Source organism: Pirellulales bacterium (genome assembly GCA_035939775.1).
Taxonomy (GTDB): domain Bacteria; phylum Planctomycetota; class Planctomycetia; order Pirellulales; family DATAWG01; genus DASZFO01.
Genome location: DASZFO010000152.1, coordinates 1 through 19,791, shown reverse-complemented (window position 1 = coordinate 19,791; position 19,791 = coordinate 1). Strand labels below are relative to the sequence as shown.

The window sequence follows — 19,791 nt, the reverse complement described above, 5'->3', positions numbered from 1 at the left end:
ATGTCGTAGCCGTGGGTGCTGCCGCGGCGCGAGCGGAAGAATGGCGACAGATAGAATGCGCCGATCCCCAAGTCGTGCAGATAACCGACCAGTCCCCGCGCATCGGCGAACTTGAGATGCCCGAGCATCTGAAGCCGATAGGTGGCAGTCGGCGCGATGGAATTGAATCGGTTCGTCACAGTCGATTGGGCCGAACGTGAAACTAATGAATTCGCGTGGCCAATGAAGCCATTGCAACGCGAACGAGCCTTGAACTGTGCTGCAACGGGCCACGCTGGTCATTTGGAAACCAGGGCCGACACTAATGGCCCCGCCCGTGGTCGCTACAGTCCTTATAACTGCCAGCCACGGGCGTCAGCCAAGCAGTCTGCTCACCTCAATTTGATCGTTGATCCGCACGACTCCGGCGACGCGCTGGCAACAATTGAGGCAGAGCTGCTTTTGATGAAAAGTATGCACGCGGCCGCGCAGCGTGACAACCCCGCGGCGCGCTTCGACGGCTAAGAATCGTAGGTCGGAGACATGTTGCCCGAACAAATAGTTGAGAATTCGCTGTTGTAGATCGCGATCGGCAACCTTCGAGACGGACGGGGCAAAAATCATAAGGTGCTCCTTCGCGAGATGCAATTTGGCGGTCGCGTGGATGGCAAGTGCCGGTCGGCGGGCCCGGCGTTGCAACCTCCATTTCATGCAGCTTGCGTGCCAAGCCAACAATAAGCCGGCATGGCAGTTGCATTTTTGCTCGAGCGTGCGAAAACCAGCAACCGCGCGGAGATTTCATGCCCATCATCCAACGTACGACTCGTCGTTTGCCCATCGGCGCCGAGCCAATCTCCGATGGCGTTCACTTTCGAATTTGGGCGCCGGGGCACGATCGCATTTCCATCGTCTTTCAGCCGGATCACCCATTGCCGCCCGTTGATTTGGACCGAGAACCGGAAGGTTACTTCTCGGGATTTTCCGCCGATGCTGCGCCGGGGATGACGTATTGGGTCGACCTGGAGGATGGCGGCGAGCAGCTTCCTGATCCGGCCTCGCGATTTCAGCCCAAGGGGCCGCGCGGCCCGTCGCAGATAATCGACGCCGGACAATTCGAGTGGCACGATTCGGAATGGTCCGGCGTTTCGGCCGCTGGGCAAGTGCTTTATGAAATGCATATCGGGACCTTCACCCGGGCGGGCAACTGGGATGCCGCGAGAGCCGAACTGGCCGAGCTAGCCGAATTTGGGATCACGGTCGTCGAACTCATGCCCGTGGCGGAGTTTCCCGGCCAGTTCGGCTGGAGCTACGACGGCGCGAATCTGTTTGCGCCGAGTCATCTTTATGGCCCACCGGACGCCTTCCGCCGGTTTGTGGACGAGGCGCATCGCCTTGGCATCGGCGTGATCCTCGACGTGGTTTACAATCATCTCGGCAGCGTCGGCGCGCAACTTATCGCGCCGTTCGCCGAAGGTTACTTTTCACGACGCCACAAGAACGAATGGGGCCGAGCGATCAATTTCGACGATGTGGATTCCGGCCCGGTTCGCGAGTTCTTTGTGACGAATCTACGGCATTGGATCGGCGAATATCATCTCGACGGCGTGCGGATCGACGCAACGCAGGCGTTCGACGACGACTCTCCGCGGCATATCTTGCTCGAACTCGCCCGCGCCGCCCGCGCCGCGGCGGAGCACAGGCAGATTCTCGTGGTCGGTGAAAGCGAGCCGCAACGAGCGGCCCTTTTGCAGCCGGCCGATCGAGGCGGTTGCGAACTCGATGCGCTCTGGAGCGACGACTTTCATCACGCCGCGATGGTGCGGCTCACCGGGCGGTCGGAAGCCTACTTCACCGATTACGAAGGGAGCGCCGAGGAATTCGTCGCCGCCGCGAAATGGGGTTTTCTCTATCAGGGGCAACGCTATTCGTGGCAGAAGCGCGCCCGCGGCACGCCGGCCCTCGATGTACGTCCCGAGCGATTTGTCCATTATCTGCAAAACCACGATCAAGTGGCCAACGCGCCGCGCGGGCTGCGAATCCATGAACTCACCAGCCCCGGCCGGCTGCGGGCGATGACCGCGCTGTGGCTCTTGATGCCGCAAACGCCGCTGTTGCTTCAAGGTCAAGAGTTCGCGGCCTCGACGCCGTTCTTGTACTTTAACGATTGCTCTCCGGACGCAGCGGCGGCCGTCGCCGCCGGGCGAGCAAAGTTTCTCTCGCAATTTCGCTCGTACGCGCTCACCCTGATTCAAGAGATTCTCCGCGATCCGGTCGATCGGGCCAGCTTTGAATCCTGCAAACTGGATTTCTCGGAGCGCGAAACCCACGCCGCCACCTACGCATTGCATCGCGATCTGCTGCACTTGCGGCGCGATCTCGCTCACCACGATCCGACGCGGCTGGCCGCCGCAGCGCTTGGTCCGGATGCGCTCATACTGCGATACTATCCGTTTGACATGACCACTCGGCTGCTAGTGGTGAACTTCGGCCGCGATCTGAGACGAGATTTCATCCCGCAGCCGCTGGTCGCGCCGCCGGCCGGCGCCCGCTGGAGAATTCTCTGGTCGAGCGAAGATCCGCGATATGGCGGCAATGGCACTCCCGAATTGGACACCCCCGACGGCTGGCGGATTCCCGGCGAAGCGGCCGTCATGCTCGCCCCTGTTCCCGTTGCCTCCGATTGATCGAGGTCCGCATGGAAGCCGCGATTGTACGTCGATTGCCCTGGACGAGCCATGCCGGCGAACAGCCGAATCTCGACCCGAAAATCCTCACCAGCCGCGAATGGCTCGTAACCAATGGCCTGGGAGGATACGCCTCGGGCACGCTCGGCTGGTCTCCCACGCGGCGCTATCACGGGCTGCTGATCGCCGCCCTGCCGGCGCCGTTGGGACGGATGATGATGTTCAACCATTTGGAGGAGGAGATGCGAATCGGCGACGACCGCGTTCTGCGGCTCTCGGCGACCGATCCGTGCGATCCGGCTCGCACCGCGAGCGCCGCCGTGCTGACGGAATTCCGCTTGGAAGATGGGTTGCCAATCTGGCGCTATGAGTGCGGTCCGTATGTGCTCGAGCGGCGCGTGCTGTTGCCGTATCGCAGCAACACGGTGCATTTGACCTACCGATTGGTCTCCGGGGCCGGGCCGGTTTGGATTCGGTTGCGTCCGAATTTACACTTTCGCCCACACGAAGCGGCAGTGAGCGCGCCGTCGGGGACGCCTTATGTGGTCGCATCGTTCGGCGATCGCTTTGAGGTAACGGCGCCGGACATGCCGCCGCTGCGGCTGCATTTGCGCGGCCCGGGTGCGGCGCTGGTGCTCGATGGTGGGCGCTTCCACGACGTCGAGTATGCGCTGGAGCGCGACCGCGGTTACGATTTCCACGGCACGCTCTGGTCGCCCGGTTATTTTCGGGCCGATGTGACGGCCCATACGCCGGTCACTCTCGGCGCCTCGACCGAGCCCTGGGAGGCGTTCGCCGCCATTGATCCAGACGGGGCATGGAATGCCGAGTTAGAGCGCCGGCAGCGGCTCGTCGCTCAGGCCGATCCGCGTGCTCGTTCGGGGTTCGGCGCCGAGTTGGTCATCGCCGCCGACCAATTCATTATCACGCCGACCACCCGTGTCGCCGATGCGACGCGGGCCCATGCCGCCGGTGACGAGATCCGCTCGGTCATCGCCGGTTACCATTGGTTCACCGACTGGGGTCGCGACACGATGATCGCCCTCGAAGGCTTGACGCTCGCAACCGGTCGGCAGAATGAGGCGGGCTATATCCTCCGCACGTTTAGCCATTACGTTCGCGATGGGCTGATTCCCAATCTATTCCCCGAAGGGGAGCGAACGGCCGTTTATCACACAGCCGATGCCACGCTCTGGTTCTTCGAGGCGTTGAATCGGTATCTCAATTCAAGCGGTGATCGCCTCACGCTGCGGTTGTTGCTGCCGATCCTGCTCGACATCGTCGAGCATCATCTCCGCGGCACGCAGTTTGGAATTGGCGTCGATCCGGCCGACGGCCTATTGAAGCAAGGTGCGGACGGATACCAACTTACCTGGATGGACGCCAAGGTCGGCGATTGGGTCGTCACTCCCCGGCGCGGCAAGGCGGTGGAGATCAACGCTCTTTGGTACAACGCCCTGCGGCTCTTGGCCGGCTGGCTGGCCGAAGAAGAACAGCCGCAGCAAGGCGAGATCGCCGGTCATGCCGAGCGCGCATTCAAATCGTTCAACGCGCGGTTCTGGATTCCAGAGCGCGGCTTTCTCTACGACGTGATCGACGGAGAAGGGCCAGACGACGCCTCATTGCGGCCGAACCAGATCTTCGCCATTTCGCTGCCACACCCAGTGCTCGATCGAGAGCGCTGGACGAGCGTCCTGCGCGTTGTTACCGAGCGCTTGCTCACGCCGATGGGGCTGCGCACGTTAGCCCCCGGCGAGCCGCAGTATAAGCCGCGCTACGACGGCGATCTGCGCTCGCGCGACGCCGCCTACCACCAGGGAACGGTCTGGCCCTGGCTCATCGGGCCGTTTATCGACGCCTGGCTCAAGCTGCATCCCGGCGAGTTCGCGGCCACGCAAGATTTTCTCGCCGGCTTCGCGGCGCATCTGGGAGAGGCCTGCATCGGCACGATCAGCGAAATCTTCGACGCCGAAGCCCCCTATTCGCCCCGCGGCTGCGCGGCCCAAGCCTGGAGCGTCGCCGAGGTGGTCCGTTGCTGGATTCGAAGCATGTCCTAGTCCGCCGGGCTCACCTCCACATCCACGGCGAGCTGCTCTTGCGCGGACGAGTACAATGTTCCAGAGGTCGGGGCGGTGTCGCGGTAGTGGCGGCCGACGGCGATCCGCACGTGGTTAGTGGCAGGCAGGACGCCGTTGGTCGGATCGAAGCCCTTCCAGCCGATGTTCGGCAAATACAATTGCACCCAAGCGTGTGAGGCGTCAGACTGGGCACGCGATTCTCCCGTGTTGCCGGTGAAGATGTAGCCGCAAACGTAACGGGCCGGGATGTTGATCATTCGCGCCATGCAAATCATCAGATTGGCGAAGTCCTGGCAGACTCCGCGCTTGTTCGAAAGCACGTCGAACGGAGTGGTCTCCAGCGAGGTGCTCCCATGAACGTACGTGAATTCGCGAAACAGCGTCAGATTGATCGCGAACAGCGTCTCCAGTAAATCGCTGTTGTTCGTCGTGACAAAGCTCATCGCGTAGTCGTAGATTTCTCGCAATTGCGTCTCGGGCAACTCAATCGGCGAAAGATACGGCCCGAGCATTTTCAGCTCCCACGGCATCCAATTCACGGGCAGCGTGGCCCGCGATGGCAGCGCGGCGAAGTCGAACGGGTCGATGTCCAGCAGTTCGACTACCGACTCGGCGACGATCGACAAGGCCGAATAAGGCTCGCGAACCTCGAACCGTGTCGTCCAATTGCTGAATACGTCCTCATATTCGGCCAACTGGACGGCGGGAGTAATTTCCAATCGGTGTGACAAGAGCGCCTGCCGGCGGTCTTGAATCGGCCGCAGATGAAGTCGATGCGCGCTGCGGGCGATCGGCTGGTTGTAGGAATAGCGGTTGGAGTGCCGAACCTTCAGGCGGCGGGTTGCGGCAGATGTCGGCAACTGGGATTGCAAGCGAAAGCTCCTTTTATGGGGGCAGAGTCGTACCGCCTCGGCTGGCCATTTTTCACACTACCGCCGGGCCTAACCGCTGCCTACAATCAAAACCTGCGTCCGTTTGGCGAATTCTCGCCCGAACGCGGTGCAATCGTAGCGCCAAATGCGCAGCGGCAATCCATGTCTTTCAAACCGCCAAACGGCGATGTTTCCTCTGTCGGGGACGGCACGCTTCGCGACGCACATACGGTCGCCGCGGCCACTGCCGCCGACTTGGCTCGCGCTAACGCCCTGTTGACCGCGGAAATCGAGGAGCGACGGCGGACGGAAGCCTCGCTACGGCAATCCGAAGAGCGGTTTGAAAAGGCGTTCCGCTCCGATCCAGACGCACTCGTCATCAGCCGCCTATCCGACGGCGCGGTGATGGAAGTGAATCACAGTTGGGAGCAAGTGGTCGGCTACGAGGCTGCCGAGGTCCTCGGCAAAGATCGCCGGACTCTGCAACTCGTAACCGACGGAGCCGTCAGAGAAAACCTCCTCCAGCGGTTGATTAGCGATGGGCGCTACCAGGATGAAGAAGTGCAATTACGCCACCGGTCCGGAGCAATCCGTGACGTAAGGATCTCTGCCGAGACGATCGATATTTCCGGAGAAACCTGCGTGCTCGCCCGGCTCCGCGATATTACCGAACAAAAGGAGGCGGAGCGAGGGCTCGCGGCCAGTAACGAGCGGCTCCACATGGCCTTGTCGGCCGCGAAGATGGGGATCTGGGAATGGATCATCTCCACCGACCGAATCATCTGGTCGCCCGAGGTCGGGTCCGTGTTCGGGCTCGCCGGCGGAGAACCGGTCGACACGTTCGACGCCTTCTTGCAGTGCATTCATCCAGAGGACCGTCCGGCGATCGCGCGCCGCGTGAATCAGCTCGTGGAGCATCCGCCGTCCGATCGGACCTACGACTCCGAGTATCGAGCCATTTGGCCGGGGGGTGAAGTCCGCTGGGTCGCTTCCAAGGGGATGTTTGTCTGCGATGCGGCGGGAACGGCTCAGCGGCTGTTGGGGACCGTGATGGATATCACCGAACGGAAGCAAGTGGACGAGCGTGCCGAGCGCGCTCTCACGGATTTCTGGCGGAGAGGACGAATCAAGGCCGTCGATCAAATGGCCTCCAGCGTGGCGCATGAGCTGAATCAGCCGCTCACCGCGATCGCCATTCAAGCCGGCATTATTTCTTCGCTCGTCTCGACGGACGAGCGGCGCGGATCGGCGGACCTTGCCCTGGCGGCGAATCAAATCGGCGAACAGGCCCACCGCGCCGGCGCGATCCTTCGATCGCTGCGCGATCTTGTCAAGAACCGCGATTCGCATCGCGATCTCGTGCAATTGAACGAAGTCGTGCGCGAGGTCGTCCGAATCGTTGAAGCCCTTGCCCGCCAAACTCGCATCAGCCTGCGCCTAGAACTGGCGGATCTGCCGGACGTGAGCATCGATCGGATCCAAATTGCTCAACTCGTTATGAACCTCTGTCAAAATGCGATTGAAGCAATGCAAGATCGCGACGTCGACGGGCGAGTCCTCGAACTTGCCACTGCGCTAGTCGATCAAAGGGCGATTCTGCTGTCAGTCCGCGATACGGGAAACGGCATCCCGGCCGAGATTGGCGAAGGCATTTTCGACCGCTTCTTCACGACCAGGACCGAGGGCATTGGCATCGGACTTGCTATTTGCCAGTCGATCACGGAGGCGCATGGCGGCAAGCTCTGGTTCACCTCGACGGTCGGCGAAGGCACGACCTTTTTTCTCCGCTTGCCGGCCGCCGACGAGGAGCGGGAATGACTGACCAGATTGCCGCGGCCGCGCATCAGAAGCCGACGGTCTTCGTCGTCGACGATGATCCGGCCGTTTGCGGCGCGATTTCCGCCGGCATTACCAAGGTGATTGGGCTTCCCGTCCAGTCTTACACCAGCGCGGATGCCTTTCTCGCCGAGTACGACGCGAAACGGCCCGGCTGCCTCGTGCTTGACGTCAAGATGCCTGGGATGAGCGGCCTGGAGTTGCAAGAAGCCCTTCGAGCGCGCGGCGCGCATTTGCCGGTAATCATGATCAGCGGGCACGCCGAGGTGCGAACTGCCGTCAAGGCAATGAAAAATGGGGCGCTCAGCCTCTTGGAAAAGCCGTTCGACATGCAGCAATTGGAAGAACACATCCGGCAAGCCCTGAAAATCGACGCAGGGGCCCGAGACAAGGCCGAGCGCCGTGAGGCGATTTCCGACCGGCTTGCCGCATTAACGTCGCGCGAGCGAGAAATCATGGGGTTGCTGGTCGAAGGGAAGACCAACAAGGAAATCGCGCTGGCACTCGGAACCAGTCTCCCCACGGTCGACAAGCATCGCTGGAAGGTATTTGAGAAGATGCGGGTCGACAACGTGGTCGAACTTTTCCGCCTGATGAGCGAATTGGCTGAGTAGCGATTCGGCCGCACACCTGCTCCGCGCTGTCGTGTTGAATTTCAACATATAAGCCGTCGCAAGTCTGACCGATATCGATTGCAGGGCAGCGATACGTTCATGCCTCACGATTCGGGCGCGATGGTATGCGAAAAATCGTCTTCCAATTTCAGGGCGGCTTTATGGACGGCCGCTCCATCGAAGGAGGCGAGAACCGGTCGCTCTCCGCCGCTCATCTCGATCCAGTGCTTTCGCATTGGTTCGATACTCAGTTCGGCACGGTCGGCCGAATGTTCGTGGTCGCTCAGCCGAACTCTCCACGGAAGTGTTTGTACGAGGTCATGGCGCGCGTGGAGAGCGACGACAAGACGGTCGTTGAGGCGCGGTATGCCCGCACTGGACACGAATCTCCGTGAACCAGGCTATGAACGGCCAACAAATCCGGCGGGGACTGTCCACCTTTTGCGCGGGCACCATCGCCGCGATGGTCGGCCGAGCAAAACGGGGACTGTTCCCTTCTCTCAGCCGGATTTGTTAAGCGCTCCACGGCTTTCCGCGTGTTGGATTTCAACATAGAACGCCGCGGAATTCCCTCCCATAATCGGGGCAGTTAGCGGTCCAAACTTCTCGCGGGCGCTTCGATGCCTCCCGTGGACATGCGCGACAACCCGTCTCACGCTCGGCCGGGCTTACCGAAGAAGTTCTTCGTTTGGTCCGAAGTGCTTCTGATCTGCGCGGCGGTCGCCTTCTGTGGCGCCCTTTTGGGCCGCGACTATTCGGCCGTCCAGTCGCGCAAAGCGGTCCTCAACCAATACGCGGGCGACTCGCAATTCCGCTGCGTTCGCAAGAGCGACCCGGCAAACCCGGTCTCCGAACGGACGGCCGACGTTTCTTGGTTCCGTCGCGCGCTCGGCGACGAGGCGATCGCCATGATCCTTCTCCCGCCGAAAACGACCACTGACGCCGAACTTGTGCGGGTGCGAACGATCTTTCCCGAAGCCCGCGTCGAACGTCTGCCGATTCGGAATTAGGTTTTGGACTATCCTTTCGTTCCTTTTGACCCTCCCGCCGCATCGCGCAATGCCCCGGACGGTAACGTCAAATCCCTGAACGCCGCGGAGGCCGTTCCCCGAGACTGCTTGAAGAACACGCTCGATTCACAGGCGATCGCTTTCGTTGCCCCCGATCGGCCCGCACCATCGTTGATTCCAAATCGCGCCGCCGGCTCATGGCTTGACCGCCAACTCCAGAATCCGGCCGGGCAGCATTTCCACGAAGCCGCCGTTTTCGATTTGCCGTGCGTATTCGCAGATGTAAACGCGCCCTTTGCCTGAAAGATGCACGTCCACGGGCCGAGCGACCGGGAATAGGACTCGCATCGTGTGGGCCACGAACTCCCCCTTGGTGTTCTGTTCCAGCTTGATGTGCAAAAGGTCGAAGCCGACGTCCTTGGGGCGCTTCAACAAATTGCCGAACCGCGTCACGAAAAAACCGCCGCGATATGGCGGCGGAAAATCGTCTCCGAGGTAAACGATCCCCGACGGCGACGAATGCGGATCGAACGTGTAGAGCGGCTTCTCCTCGCTGCCGCCGGCCGCTGGACCCAGATTCGCCACGGGCAGCGTGAATTCCTGCCCGTTGGGCGGATTGGGCGTGTAGGGATACGGCTTGTTCGGCCAATCGGAAAACTTGAACGGGAAGCCGTAATGCTTGCCACGCTCGATGACGTTCAGCTCTTCCGGCGGATCGGCGTCAGGACCGTTGTCGGTGGCCAGCATTCGCCCCGACGGGTCCCAGCAGAAACCATAAGGATTTCGCAGGCCGCGGGCATAAATCTCGATCTTCGGCTCGGCGGCGTTGGGATCGAGCCGCCAAATGCAGGCGGTCAATTCGTGCTCGCCCCCTTTCCAATAGCGGTCGTCGCTGCCCTGCTCGTTGCCGTCCGTCCGTGAACCGCTGGAGACATACAGCATCCCGTCGGGACCGGTCGCGATGTGGCCCACTCCGTGATTGAACGGCCCGATCCCCCAGGGATACGTTGCGCGGAGCCAAGGCTGCGGATCGGCCGGGTCGCCATCGACAACTTTCGTCGTGCGCCAGATCGTCACTCGATTCATGCGCGGCCGGGCGTCGGAATCCTGCTGATTCGTGATGATATAGAGCCGATTCTGCTTGTCGAGCGTCATCCCCATCGTGGTCGAATCGCCGAGCTTCGGATCGATGTAGTCCGACGGCTGGAGCAATTGGCGTTGGGCGCCGCTTTCGGGCTCGATCCGCCAAACGTCGCCGCGCTCGCAGAGGGCGTAGAGCACTTTGCCGCGGCCGTCGCTGGCCAGTCGGCTGGGATTGACCGGCAGGGTGGCGATCGCGCGCAGCGTGAAACCCTCCGGAGGTTTTGGTAGATCGGCGAATTGAGAGGCCTTGATCAGCCGGTCCAGATTGTCGAACGCTTGGATGCAGCGGATTTGTTTCGTCGGGCCGGATTTCTCCACGGTTCGATTGCCGACGAGCCACCGCGGGCTGCCGCGCTCGGCGATGTAGTAGGTGTCTTTCACTCGGACGATCGCTTCCGCGACGACCGGCTTGAAGTCCATCTGCCGCTGACTCCCCAGCACGCGTTCCTTGATTTGCCACTCGGCCGGGTCGAGCCGTTCCGGCGGGAAGCTGGAATTGAGCCGCGCGACCGTGGCGACCGGATCGGCCTCGTCCGCCGCGCGAAGCAGCGGCGCCGCCAAAACGAAAAGCGCGGTTGCCGACAATAAAGCGATCAGCGACGAGCCGCAAAGACGCATCGTACACCCCTTGCAGAAAAGCCGATTGAAGAGATTGATTGCAGAACTGAATCGCCTAACAAATCCGGCGGGGACTGTCCCCCTTTTGCGAAGCGGGAACCATCGCCGCGATGGTCGGCAGCAAAACGGGGACAGTCCCCTTCTCCCAGCCGGATTTGTTAGGCGATCTACAGCGAATACATGCCATGCCCCGCATGCTTGAGCTTGCCTTGGTTGACCAATTCTTCCCAAACCGCGCGCGGATATTGATTCGGCGGCGTGATGCCGGCGATGCTCGATCCCTGGCCCGAACTCATCGGCCCGCGCCCAATCCGCGAAGCATCGTCCAGCCGCGTGAGCTTGAGCCGCTTCTTGAAGGCCTTGAGGGCAGCTTTGAGTGTTTCTGGCGATATCGCATCGCCAGACGTGTTGCCCGGCGCAACCTTCGCAGGTTGCGCCGGGCCGCCAGCCGGCGGAATGCCGCGGGGATCGTCGATCATGGATTGTTTCTCGATGAGTTGTCCATTAGACGAGGGTTCGACTACACAAATGCCAGCCGTTCCCACAACTCCCTCTCCCTCTGGGAGAGGGCAGGGGTGAGGGGAATTGCGAACGGTCTCGCAAGTCGCCCTCAAACGAGCCCACGTTCGTTCAATTCTATCGTCCTCAATCGCGACTCGAAAGGATCGCTTCCGAAAATGATTTGCCGAGCGCTTGACACGCCCGCCGAGTGGCAGTATATTGCCACGTGTTAATGGAATAACACAACGGCATCGGGCGCGGATCGATTGCGTTGGCATTGGCCGCTCCGTGTGGCACTGGCCAGCGAAGTCGGCCAGTGCCGGCCGGCCGCTCACCACATCGCAACGAATATCATCCAACATGGCCAAAACCTCTCATCTCGACCTCGGGCGGCGCGAGCGGCAAATCATGGATGCCGTGCATCAACTCGGCGACGCGTCGGTCAGCGACGTGCGGTCGTGTTTGCCCGATCCGCCCAGCTATTCGGCCGTCCGCACGATGATGCGGCTCTTGGAAGGCAAGGGCTTTCTCAAGCATCGCCGCGAAGGGGTGAAGTATATCTATCGCTCCGCCGAGGCCCCGGAAAAATCGAAACGCTGGGCCTTGCAACATTTGCTCAAGACGTTCTTCGGCGGCTCCGCGGGGGATGCCGTGGCCGCCGTGCTCGATATGTCTGCCGATACGATTTCTTCCGAGGAACTCGATCGCCTGGCCCGCCTGATCGCCGAAGCCCGCCAGGAGGGAAGGTGACGCCATGCTCGATCGCTTGATCCATTGGATGGCTACGTCGTGGGGCGATTCACGGCTCTGGTTCGCGGCGGACGTATTCGTCAAAGCCACGTTGCTCCTGGCGATTGCCGCGGGCTTGACCGTGCTGCTCCGAAAGCGTTCGGCCGCGGTGCGCCATCGCGTTTGGGCGTTGACGTTCACGGCGCTCTTGTTGCTTCCGCTCGCGAATGCGTTTTTGCCTGGCTGGTCGTGGAAAGTTATTCCACGCGATTGGCGGACTTCAGGGGCGGAGCGTGGACGAATCGCCGAAGAGTTCGTCGCTTCGGCGGGCAGTGGTGCAGCGACGCAGAGACTGAATCCGGTTTCGTCGGCCCCGGTCACTGCTGGCACGCTCGCGATCCGAAACGACAGCAAAGAAACCGCTGACGCAATCGCGTCGAACGAAAGCTCGCCCAGCGGCGCTCCAATCGCGGCCGTTCCACGAACCACGGTCTCTACTTCAAACGCGGTTGGTCCCGCCGCGCCGCCGGCGCAGTCGCGACTCCCCTGGCTAGTTGTTCTTTGGCTTGCCGGCGCCGTAGCAGCGCTAATTCCACTTGTGACCGGCATGGCCGGCAATCTGCGTTGGAAGGTCGGGGCGCGACCACCGCTGGATTCCGCTTGGCAGGATCTGCTTTTCGCCATGTGCCAGCGGATTGAGCTACGCCGCGATGTCACTCTGGTTTTCGGCGGGCCGGACCAGATGCCAATGACGTTCGGCTGGCTGCGCCCCTGCGTGGTGTTGCCGTCCGATGCGGCAAGTTGGCCGCGGGATCGTCGGGAGATGGTGCTGCTGCACGAATTGGCGCATGTGCAGCGCTGCGACGTCCTCTGGCAAATGATCGCCCGGCTGGCCTGCGCTCTGTACTGGTTCCATCCCGCGGCTTGGTACGGCTTGCGACGGATGCGCTTGGAGCGCGAGCACGCTTGCGACGACTGTGCGCTCCTGGCCGGCCAAAAGCCATCAGACTACGCCTCGCAGTTACTGGAAATCGCCCGAGCCCATCGCACCTGCTCGCCGTTAGCCAGCGCCGCGCTCTCGATGGCCCGCCCCTCGCAACTCGAAGGTCGGCTACTCGCCGTATTGGATGCTCATCGCTCGCGAGCGCCATTGAGCGCGGCTCATGGCGTCGCGCTCGCGCTCTCCGCGCTGTTGCTCGTTGTCGGCCTCCTGCGACCGGCGGTTCAAGCTGAGATTCGCAAATCCGCTGACGGACAAGCTGCTTCAGCCGCCAAAACTCTAACGGACGAATCAACCGTCGCTGCCGACTCCGATTCGCCGGTGACCGTCGCTGGCACCCTACTGTCGCCGCAAGGAAAACCAGTGGTGGGCGGTCTGATCGAGATTGTCGCCGTGGACGATGACGGTTACTGGGGCAGGCGGATGAAGAAAGAAAACGTTCGCTATTATTCGATCACCAGTGATTCCGCGGGACACTACGAGATCGCGTTGCCACGCGAACTCTCTAAGAACTATCGACTCGAACTCTCTGCATCCGCGGATGGACTCGCAACGTACCAGATCGGGTTCGGTTTGGAGCACCGGCACCAGCAACGGATCGAATTGCCGAAACTCACATTGCCTGAGCCGAAGATCTTTCATTTTCAATTGATGGATACCGCCGGGAACCCGGTGGCGAATGTCCGACCGAAGGTCTGGGGTTGGGAGGTAGAACGTGGGGCCGACGAGTCGCTGAAGTCTTGGCCAAAGTGCTCTCAATCCGGTGAAGATGGCGAGTGCAGCGTCACGATGCCTGCCGAGACGAAGGAAATCTTCTTGCTTGTCGAAAATGAGCGTTTCGGTTGCCAGTTGCTGCAAGTAAAACCCGTCGCCGACCCAATCGGCGTTGTGCTGAAACCGGGCCGGTTTCTGAGCGGCCAAGTCGTGGCTGCGGACACCGGGCTACCGCTCGCCGGCTTTGAAGTATTGCTTGAGGCGCAACCATCTCGCAGCACTCGAACGGAGAACGACGGCCGTTACCACATTGCCGTTTCCGGAGGATCACCTTTTGATTTTCGGTTTCTTCGTGGCGAGACCATCGTTCAGGTCTATCCCCCCGCTGATTCTCCCTACTTGTTTCACGCAATGAATTGGAAATGGCCCAACAATGTCGCCGGCAATGCCATGCTGACTATCAAGATGGAAAAGGGGATTGTCGTCGAAGGCGACGTTCTGGAAAAAGGCTCGGGCAAGGCCATCGCCGGCGCAACCGTCTATTTCGAGCCCCAAGAATACAACAATCGCTTTTTCCGTGAGGGCGCCAAGAGTAACACGCGAGGTTCTGACATGAAATACCGGACCGACGTAAAAGGACATTTCCGCCTACCGGTTTGGCCCGGGTCAGGATACGTCCTGGTGAAAGCGCCGACGTCGGACTATCTCCACGTCGTGGTCAGCACGGGCGAAAAGCGTTACGGCGAACCCGGTTTGTGGCGCGAGTATCACGACGGCGCGTTTCATCTGAGCTTGAAGCCCGATGAAAAGCCCGCACCGATAAAGATTGAATTGCAGCGCGGCATCACGCTTCGTCGGAGAGTCGTACGGCCTGACGGTCAGCCCGCACAATGCGCGACGTACGCTCGATCGTATTTGCCAGACGAATCACCGATAGTTGAATATGGAGTGCGGCCGGCGCGGGTAGAAGACGGCGTCCTCGAATTACCCGGTTTCGAGCCGGAGGGTTCCAATCCACTTTTCATCATTGATTCGGACCATCACTGTGCCGCAATGGTGTCGCCATCCGGATCTGAGATTGATCTAGCCAGCCCACCGATCCAATTGCAGCGTACTGGTTCGGCGCGGTTTCGGTTTCTCAATGATCAAGGGGAAGCGCTTGCGAACCATCACCCCAACCTGCTGCTGATTGTCACGCCCGGCTCGCCCGCGACACGCTTTCTTGAGCCGAAGCAACCGCTGTGGTCGGATAGTATTAATTGGAACCGCATCGTGAGCTTACCGCCCGATAAATTGTCGAAAACGGGCAGTGATGGGAGAGTCGTCGTCAGCGACTTAATACCCGGCGCGACTTACCGCGTCAGCGTTCTAGGCAAGAATGGGATGGAGGACGAGCGCTACGAGTTCACTGTCCGTCCGGGCGAAACCACCGACGTTGGCGATGTGACGCTTGTGACGCAACGATAGATGTCCACAGAATTGTTCAACGCCGAGCGTCCGGCGGCGGAGCGTGCGGGCAGCTCGCCATCGCCGTTGGCTCAGCGCTAGATTAAGCAAATCCTTACGGATCTCCCCCATGAAAAGCGAATCCGCAGACTTTGCGCCCTTTGAACCGACTTCCCAAGAGCCATGGGACTTGAAAAAGGTCGCCCATTTGCATCGTCGCGCCGGATTCGGCGGAGCGTGGAAGGAATTGCAGCGCGACTTGGCGGCTGGCCCGGCAGAAAGCATTGAACGAATGCTTCATCCGCGGCCAGAAAGCCACCAATTCAAGATCGTTGCCGAAGCGCTCAAACGTGCCATTGGCACCAACCTCGAACTCTATTCGCGCGGCGATCCGCGATTGGCCCAGGCTTGGTGGCTTTATCGAATGGCGTACGGCCAAGATCCCTTGGGCGAGAAGCTGACACTGTTTTGGCACAACCATTTTGCCACCGGCCTGCACGGAGTCTACCGGCTGCAATTGATGCTCGATCAGAATGAGCTGTTTCGAACTCATGCCCGCGTACGCTTCGCCGACTTGCTTAGAGGGATCGAATCGGATCGCGCCATGCTACGCTGGCTCGATGGCGGAACGAATCAAAGGGAACATCCAAACGAGAATTTCTCTCGTGAACTCTTGGAATTGTTCACGCTCGGGGTAGGCAACTATACAGAAAAAGATGTTAAGGAAGCTGCGCGCGGACTGACCGGCTGGCGGCCCGGACGCGATGAACTCTTGCAGTCGACAAACGACTTTATCTACGAAGACAAACTCGCCGATACCGGCACGAAAACCTTCCTCGGGCAAACCGGGCCGTGGCGGCGGGATGACATTTTGCGGATTATTCTGGAGCAGCCGGCTACGGCGGTGCATATTTGCCGCAAGCTCTATCGCTGGTTCGTCAGCGAAGCCGGGCCGCCCAGCGACGAGCTGATTCAGCCTCTCGCGGTCGAGTTCCGAGCCAGCGATTACTCGATCGAACACGTGGTGGGGATCATCCTGCGGTCGCGGCACTTTTTCTCGCCGGCTGCGTATCGGCAGCGGGTCAAATCGCCGGTCGAGTTCTGCGTCGGCACGATTCGGCAGCTTGAGCCGGCGCGGTCCCCGAACCTGCTCACGCTCGCGGCGATAAGCTGCGAAGAGCAAGGGCAAATCCTGTTCGATCCGCCGAGCGTCAAAGGCTGGGACGGCGGCACCGCCTGGCTCAATAGCGCGACCACGCTGGCGCGATTCAATTGGGTGGTGCAGCTTCTCTCCGGCAACGAAGCGGCCGGATTGCCCGCTTACGACGCCGAGCGATGGGCGAAAGAGAACGGCATCAAATCCGCGGATGCGATCAATTCCTATTCGGCGCTGCTGTTGGAGAACGACATGAACTGCGCGACGCAGAAGCTGGCGACGCGGCTGGCCGGCGCCGATCCGAAGCCACAATTGCCCGCCGCGCTCCAAGTGATTCTGAAATCGCCGGAATATCAGTTGGCTTAGTTTTTTTGTGGCACTGACGAAGACAGATTATCCACTGATGACGCAAATCGACACAGATTGAGATCGACGGAAGCTAGTCAGTCCCCATCTGTGTCAATCTGTGGCATCTGTGGATTGATTCCGTGGATTGACTGGAAACGAAACGCCCGTTCTGCGAGGTCGATATGACCACCACTCGTCGCGAATTCCTTGGGATGGCTTCGACTTTGCTGGCCACGAGCGCCGCGGTGCCGGCGTTTCTTACGCGGACCGCTTGGGCCGCGGCTGGCAAGGGGCCGACGAACGATCGGGTTCTGGTCGTGCTGCAATTGACCGGCGGCAATGACGGCCTGAACACCGTCGTTCCATTCACCGATGAAAACTATCGCCGGCTTCGCCCCACGCTCAGCTTGGCAGACGCCAAGCTGCACAAGCTGGACGATCGCGTCGGCCTGCACCCGTCGCTCGGCGGCTTGAAGAAGCTGTTCGACGGCGGTCAAGCGGCCGTCGTGCAGAGCGTCGGCTATCCAAATCCGAACCGATCGCATTTCGAATCGATGGCCATTTGGCAGATCGCTCCGAACGACGCCCAGTTGCAGCATGGCCGGGCTGCGCTTTCCGCCGGCGGCTGGCTCGCGCGGGCCATCGACCGGCGCAGCGACGCGAACCCAATCGCGGCGCCGGCGCTGCGCGTGGGAAGCGGCGAGATGCCACAAGCTCTGCTCGGTACGCGCGTGCAGATTCCGTCGCTGGCCGACCTGGATCAACTCACACGCCGCACCGGCTTGCTCGACCGGTCGGTCGTCGAGGCGCAGTTGGCCGGCTGGCATTCGCCCGGCGACGCAAACGCGAATCCGCTGCTCGCGGCCGCGCAGGCCAGCAGCGTTGCGGTGCAAGCCACGGCCGAGCAAATTGCGAAGATGAATCTCACGCAATCGACCGACGTGAAATACCCAGACAACGGGCTGGCCGAGCGACTGCGGTTGATCGCGCGGCTCATTCGGGCCGGATTCAAAACGCCCATCTATTACACCGAGCTGGGCGGCTTCGACACGCACGGCCGGCAAGCCAATACGCACGCTGATCGGCTGGGCCAGATTGGCGGCTCGCTCGCGGCATTTATCGACGACGTGAGCAAGCACGTCGCCAGCCGCCCGGTGCTCGTGCTCGTGTTTTCCGAATTCGGCCGACGACTGGAAGAAAACGCCAGCCAGGGGACCGACCACGGCACCGCCGCCCCGGTGTTTCTGGCGGGCAACGGCGTCGTGCCCGGGATCCACGGGCCCTATCCCGACTTGGCGCATCTGGTGGATGGCGATCCGGTATTCGGCGTCGATTTCCGGCAGGTTTACGCCACGGTCCTCGAACGCTGGCTGGGGCTGGCGAGCGAACCCATTCTGGGACAAAAGTTCGAGCCGCTGGCGCTCTTGAAGCCGGTCGAAGCGTGATGGTGAGATTGCTCCAGCGCACGGAACGGCACAGAGGCCGTTCCCTACAGTGGCGACCGTCGTGGGGCGACGAGGTGCCGGACGGCGCACGCCGTAGCTCATTTCGATTTGGAATCCGCCAGCCGGTGGAGGGCCGCGGAGACGTTCATCAACGCTCGGCCTTGGTGGTAGCCCTCGGTCCAGCGGTCGCTCTTGGGTTGGTTCACCGGAGCGGCGCCGTCGGGGCCGACGGTCGAATACCAGCCGCCGTGGTCGGCGTCGACCTGCTTGTGCGAGATGAAGTCCCATTGTTTCAAGAAGGCTTCCCAATAGCGCGGGGTCTCGCGGCCGAAACGCTCGTGCATCAGGAGCAAGGAGTTGAGGCCCTCGGCCTCGACCCACCAGATTTTCTGTTTCGTCACGTCGCGGCCGAACGTGGTCCCTTCGTTGTAAAAACCGCCCTGCTCGCTATCGAAGCCGTATTCGAGGGCGTGATCGACGAGGTGCCGCGCGGCAGTCCAAGCGGCCGCGTCATCCGGTTTCCCGAGAATCGCCGCCGCCTCGGTCAATAGATATGCGGTCTCGATGTCGTGCCCGAAGGAATCGAATTCCGGGAGGGGGCGCCAATCCGGGTTGAAATACAGGTGCAGGCAGCCGGGCGGAACGTAAATCTTGTCGCGGACAATCTGAAATACCTCATCGAGCCGAGTGCGCAACGCCGGATCGGGCCATACCGCGTACAGGCCGGCGAGCGCTTCCAGCAGGTGGATGTGCGTGTTCATCGACTTGTAGCCGTAGCGCGTGCCGATCGCGTCGGCGGGGCGGAGGGTGGCGGCAAGGACCGGCTCGCCGGCGGCGGTTAGCGCCTCGAAGTAGCCGCCGTTTCGCGGGTCGTGGGCATGTTCGTCCAACCAGCGAAACGCCTTCTTGGCCAGTTCGAGGGCGGCGGCGTCATGCGTGGCTTCGTAGTTGCCCGCCGATGCGTAAATGCCGAAGGCGATGCCGTACGCGTGCTTCTCGCTGCCGAAACGCTTCGTCGGCCGGCCATCGACGTCGACGGCCCAGAAGAACCCGCCGCGCTCGTGGTCCCACTGCTTTTCGGCCAGGAATGCCTCGCCGTGGCGAGTCAGCGCCAGATAAGCCTCCGCGTGGGCCGGATCACGCAAGGCCGCTTGGGCCGAGAGCCAGGTCAGCCGCGATTGATACACGACGCTTCGCTCCGGCGTTTCGCGGCGCGACCAATCCGCGGCAAAATCCTCGAAGAAACCTCCGCCCTGGCGATCTACGGCCGCGGGAAACCACTTGTCCAACACGTCGTGCTGGAGATTCGCTTCAACCTCTTTTGCAATGCGGCTGTAGTCTTCTGCCGCAGGCTCCGCCGCCGACAGCGCGCTGGCCAGAAATGCCGCGCAAAGCAGCGCGAGCGCCACCGAACAATCCGCCGGGCGGTACAATCGACGACTCATGATTGTTGACGCGAAAGAGGTTGCCCAATCTGTAAGAACGTGTTTGAAAAGCTATTTATCCCAGCCGCCGGCCAGTTCTGCTGGCTTTAGGTGGCGTAACATACGGTGAATCATGCAGACGAGGATCATGGCTTCGCTGTTATCGGTTCGTTCCTCGTAGTCTTTGCTTAATC

15 protein-coding genes are annotated in these 19,791 nt (G+C 61.3%); 10 read left to right on the top strand and 5 right to left on the bottom strand.

The annotated features are described in order from the left end of the window. Window positions 1-354: 354 nt before the first annotated feature. Window positions 355-603 (bottom strand): BON domain-containing protein, encoded by a 249-nt coding sequence (locus VGY55_10065; GenBank protein ID HEV2970326.1) that lies wholly within the window; start codon window positions 601-603, stop codon window positions 355-357. Window positions 604-779: 176 nt separating this feature from the next. Here VGY55_10065 and VGY55_10060 point away from each other — a divergent pair, with 176 nt between their 5' ends. Both VGY55_10060 and VGY55_10055 read left to right on the top strand, forming a co-directional pair. Then, a complete protein-coding gene (locus VGY55_10060; protein ID HEV2970325.1) occupies window positions 780-2,663 on the top strand; it encodes an alpha-amylase family glycosyl hydrolase in 1,884 nt (627 codons plus the stop codon). An 11-nt stretch (window positions 2,664-2,674) separates the two neighbouring features. After that, on the top strand, window positions 2,675-4,720 hold the full coding sequence (locus VGY55_10055) for an amylo-alpha-1,6-glucosidase (protein ID HEV2970324.1): 2,046 nt from the start codon (window positions 2,675-2,677) through the stop codon (window positions 4,718-4,720). Here the strand turns inward: VGY55_10055 and VGY55_10050 are convergent. Beyond that, window positions 4,717-5,613 (bottom strand): transglutaminase family protein, encoded by an 897-nt coding sequence (locus VGY55_10050; protein HEV2970323.1) that lies wholly within the window; start codon window positions 5,611-5,613, stop codon window positions 4,717-4,719. The genes VGY55_10055 and VGY55_10050 overlap by 4 nt on opposite strands. Window positions 5,614-5,775: 162 nt before the next feature. On the opposite strand from VGY55_10050, the gene VGY55_10045 reads away from it, so the two are divergent. The 4 genes from VGY55_10045 to VGY55_10030 all read left to right on the top strand — a co-directional run bounded on the left by VGY55_10045 (window position 5,776) and on the right by VGY55_10030 (window position 9,073). Next, window positions 5,776-7,431 (top strand): PAS domain S-box protein, encoded by a 1,656-nt coding sequence (locus VGY55_10045; protein HEV2970322.1) that lies wholly within the window; start codon window positions 5,776-5,778, stop codon window positions 7,429-7,431. Further along, window positions 7,428-8,063, top strand: a complete 636-nt coding sequence (locus tag VGY55_10040) for a response regulator (protein HEV2970321.1) — start codon at window positions 7,428-7,430, stop codon at window positions 8,061-8,063. The genes VGY55_10045 and VGY55_10040 overlap by 4 nt, the downstream gene beginning before the upstream one ends. A 125-nt stretch (window positions 8,064-8,188) precedes the next feature. Next, window positions 8,189-8,458, top strand: coding sequence for a hypothetical protein (locus tag VGY55_10035; protein ID HEV2970320.1), 270 nt, complete (start codon window positions 8,189-8,191; stop codon window positions 8,456-8,458). A 225-nt stretch (window positions 8,459-8,683) separates the two neighbouring features. Then, window positions 8,684-9,073, top strand: coding sequence for a hypothetical protein (locus tag VGY55_10030; GenBank protein ID HEV2970319.1), 390 nt, complete (start codon window positions 8,684-8,686; stop codon window positions 9,071-9,073). Window positions 9,074-9,268: 195 nt separating this feature from the next. Here VGY55_10030 and VGY55_10025 read toward each other — a convergent pair whose 3' ends face one another. Beyond that, entirely contained in the window at window positions 9,269-10,834 is a 1,566-nt protein-coding gene (locus VGY55_10025) for a PQQ-dependent sugar dehydrogenase (GenBank protein HEV2970318.1), read from the bottom strand. Between the two features lie 167 nt (window positions 10,835-11,001). Further along, a complete protein-coding gene (locus VGY55_10020; protein ID HEV2970317.1) occupies window positions 11,002-11,313 on the bottom strand; it encodes a hypothetical protein in 312 nt (103 codons plus the stop codon). A gap of 382 nt (window positions 11,314-11,695) precedes the next feature. On the opposite strand from VGY55_10020, the gene VGY55_10015 reads away from it, so the two are divergent. From VGY55_10015 to VGY55_10000, 4 genes are all read left to right on the top strand, one after another. Next, window positions 11,696-12,085 carry a BlaI/MecI/CopY family transcriptional regulator gene (locus VGY55_10015; GenBank protein HEV2970316.1) on the top strand — a complete coding sequence of 130 codons (390 nt, stop codon included), beginning with the start codon at window positions 11,696-11,698 and terminating at the stop codon, window positions 12,083-12,085. A gap of 4 nt (window positions 12,086-12,089) precedes the next feature. After that, entirely contained in the window at window positions 12,090-15,245 is a 3,156-nt protein-coding gene (locus tag VGY55_10010) for a M56 family metallopeptidase (protein ID HEV2970315.1), read from the top strand. Between the two features lie 109 nt (window positions 15,246-15,354). Further along, window positions 15,355-16,746, top strand: coding sequence for a DUF1800 domain-containing protein (locus tag VGY55_10005; GenBank protein HEV2970314.1), 1,392 nt, complete (start codon window positions 15,355-15,357; stop codon window positions 16,744-16,746). A gap of 164 nt (window positions 16,747-16,910) precedes the next feature. Beyond that, on the top strand, window positions 16,911-18,173 hold the full coding sequence (locus VGY55_10000; GenBank protein ID HEV2970313.1) for a DUF1501 domain-containing protein: 1,263 nt from the start codon (window positions 16,911-16,913) through the stop codon (window positions 18,171-18,173). A 98-nt stretch (window positions 18,174-18,271) separates the two neighbouring features. On the opposite strand, the gene VGY55_09995 is transcribed toward VGY55_10000, so the two are convergent. After that, on the bottom strand, window positions 18,272-19,618 hold the full coding sequence (locus VGY55_09995; GenBank protein HEV2970312.1) for an AGE family epimerase/isomerase: 1,347 nt from the start codon (window positions 19,616-19,618) through the stop codon (window positions 18,272-18,274). Window positions 19,619-19,791 lie beyond the last annotated feature (173 nt).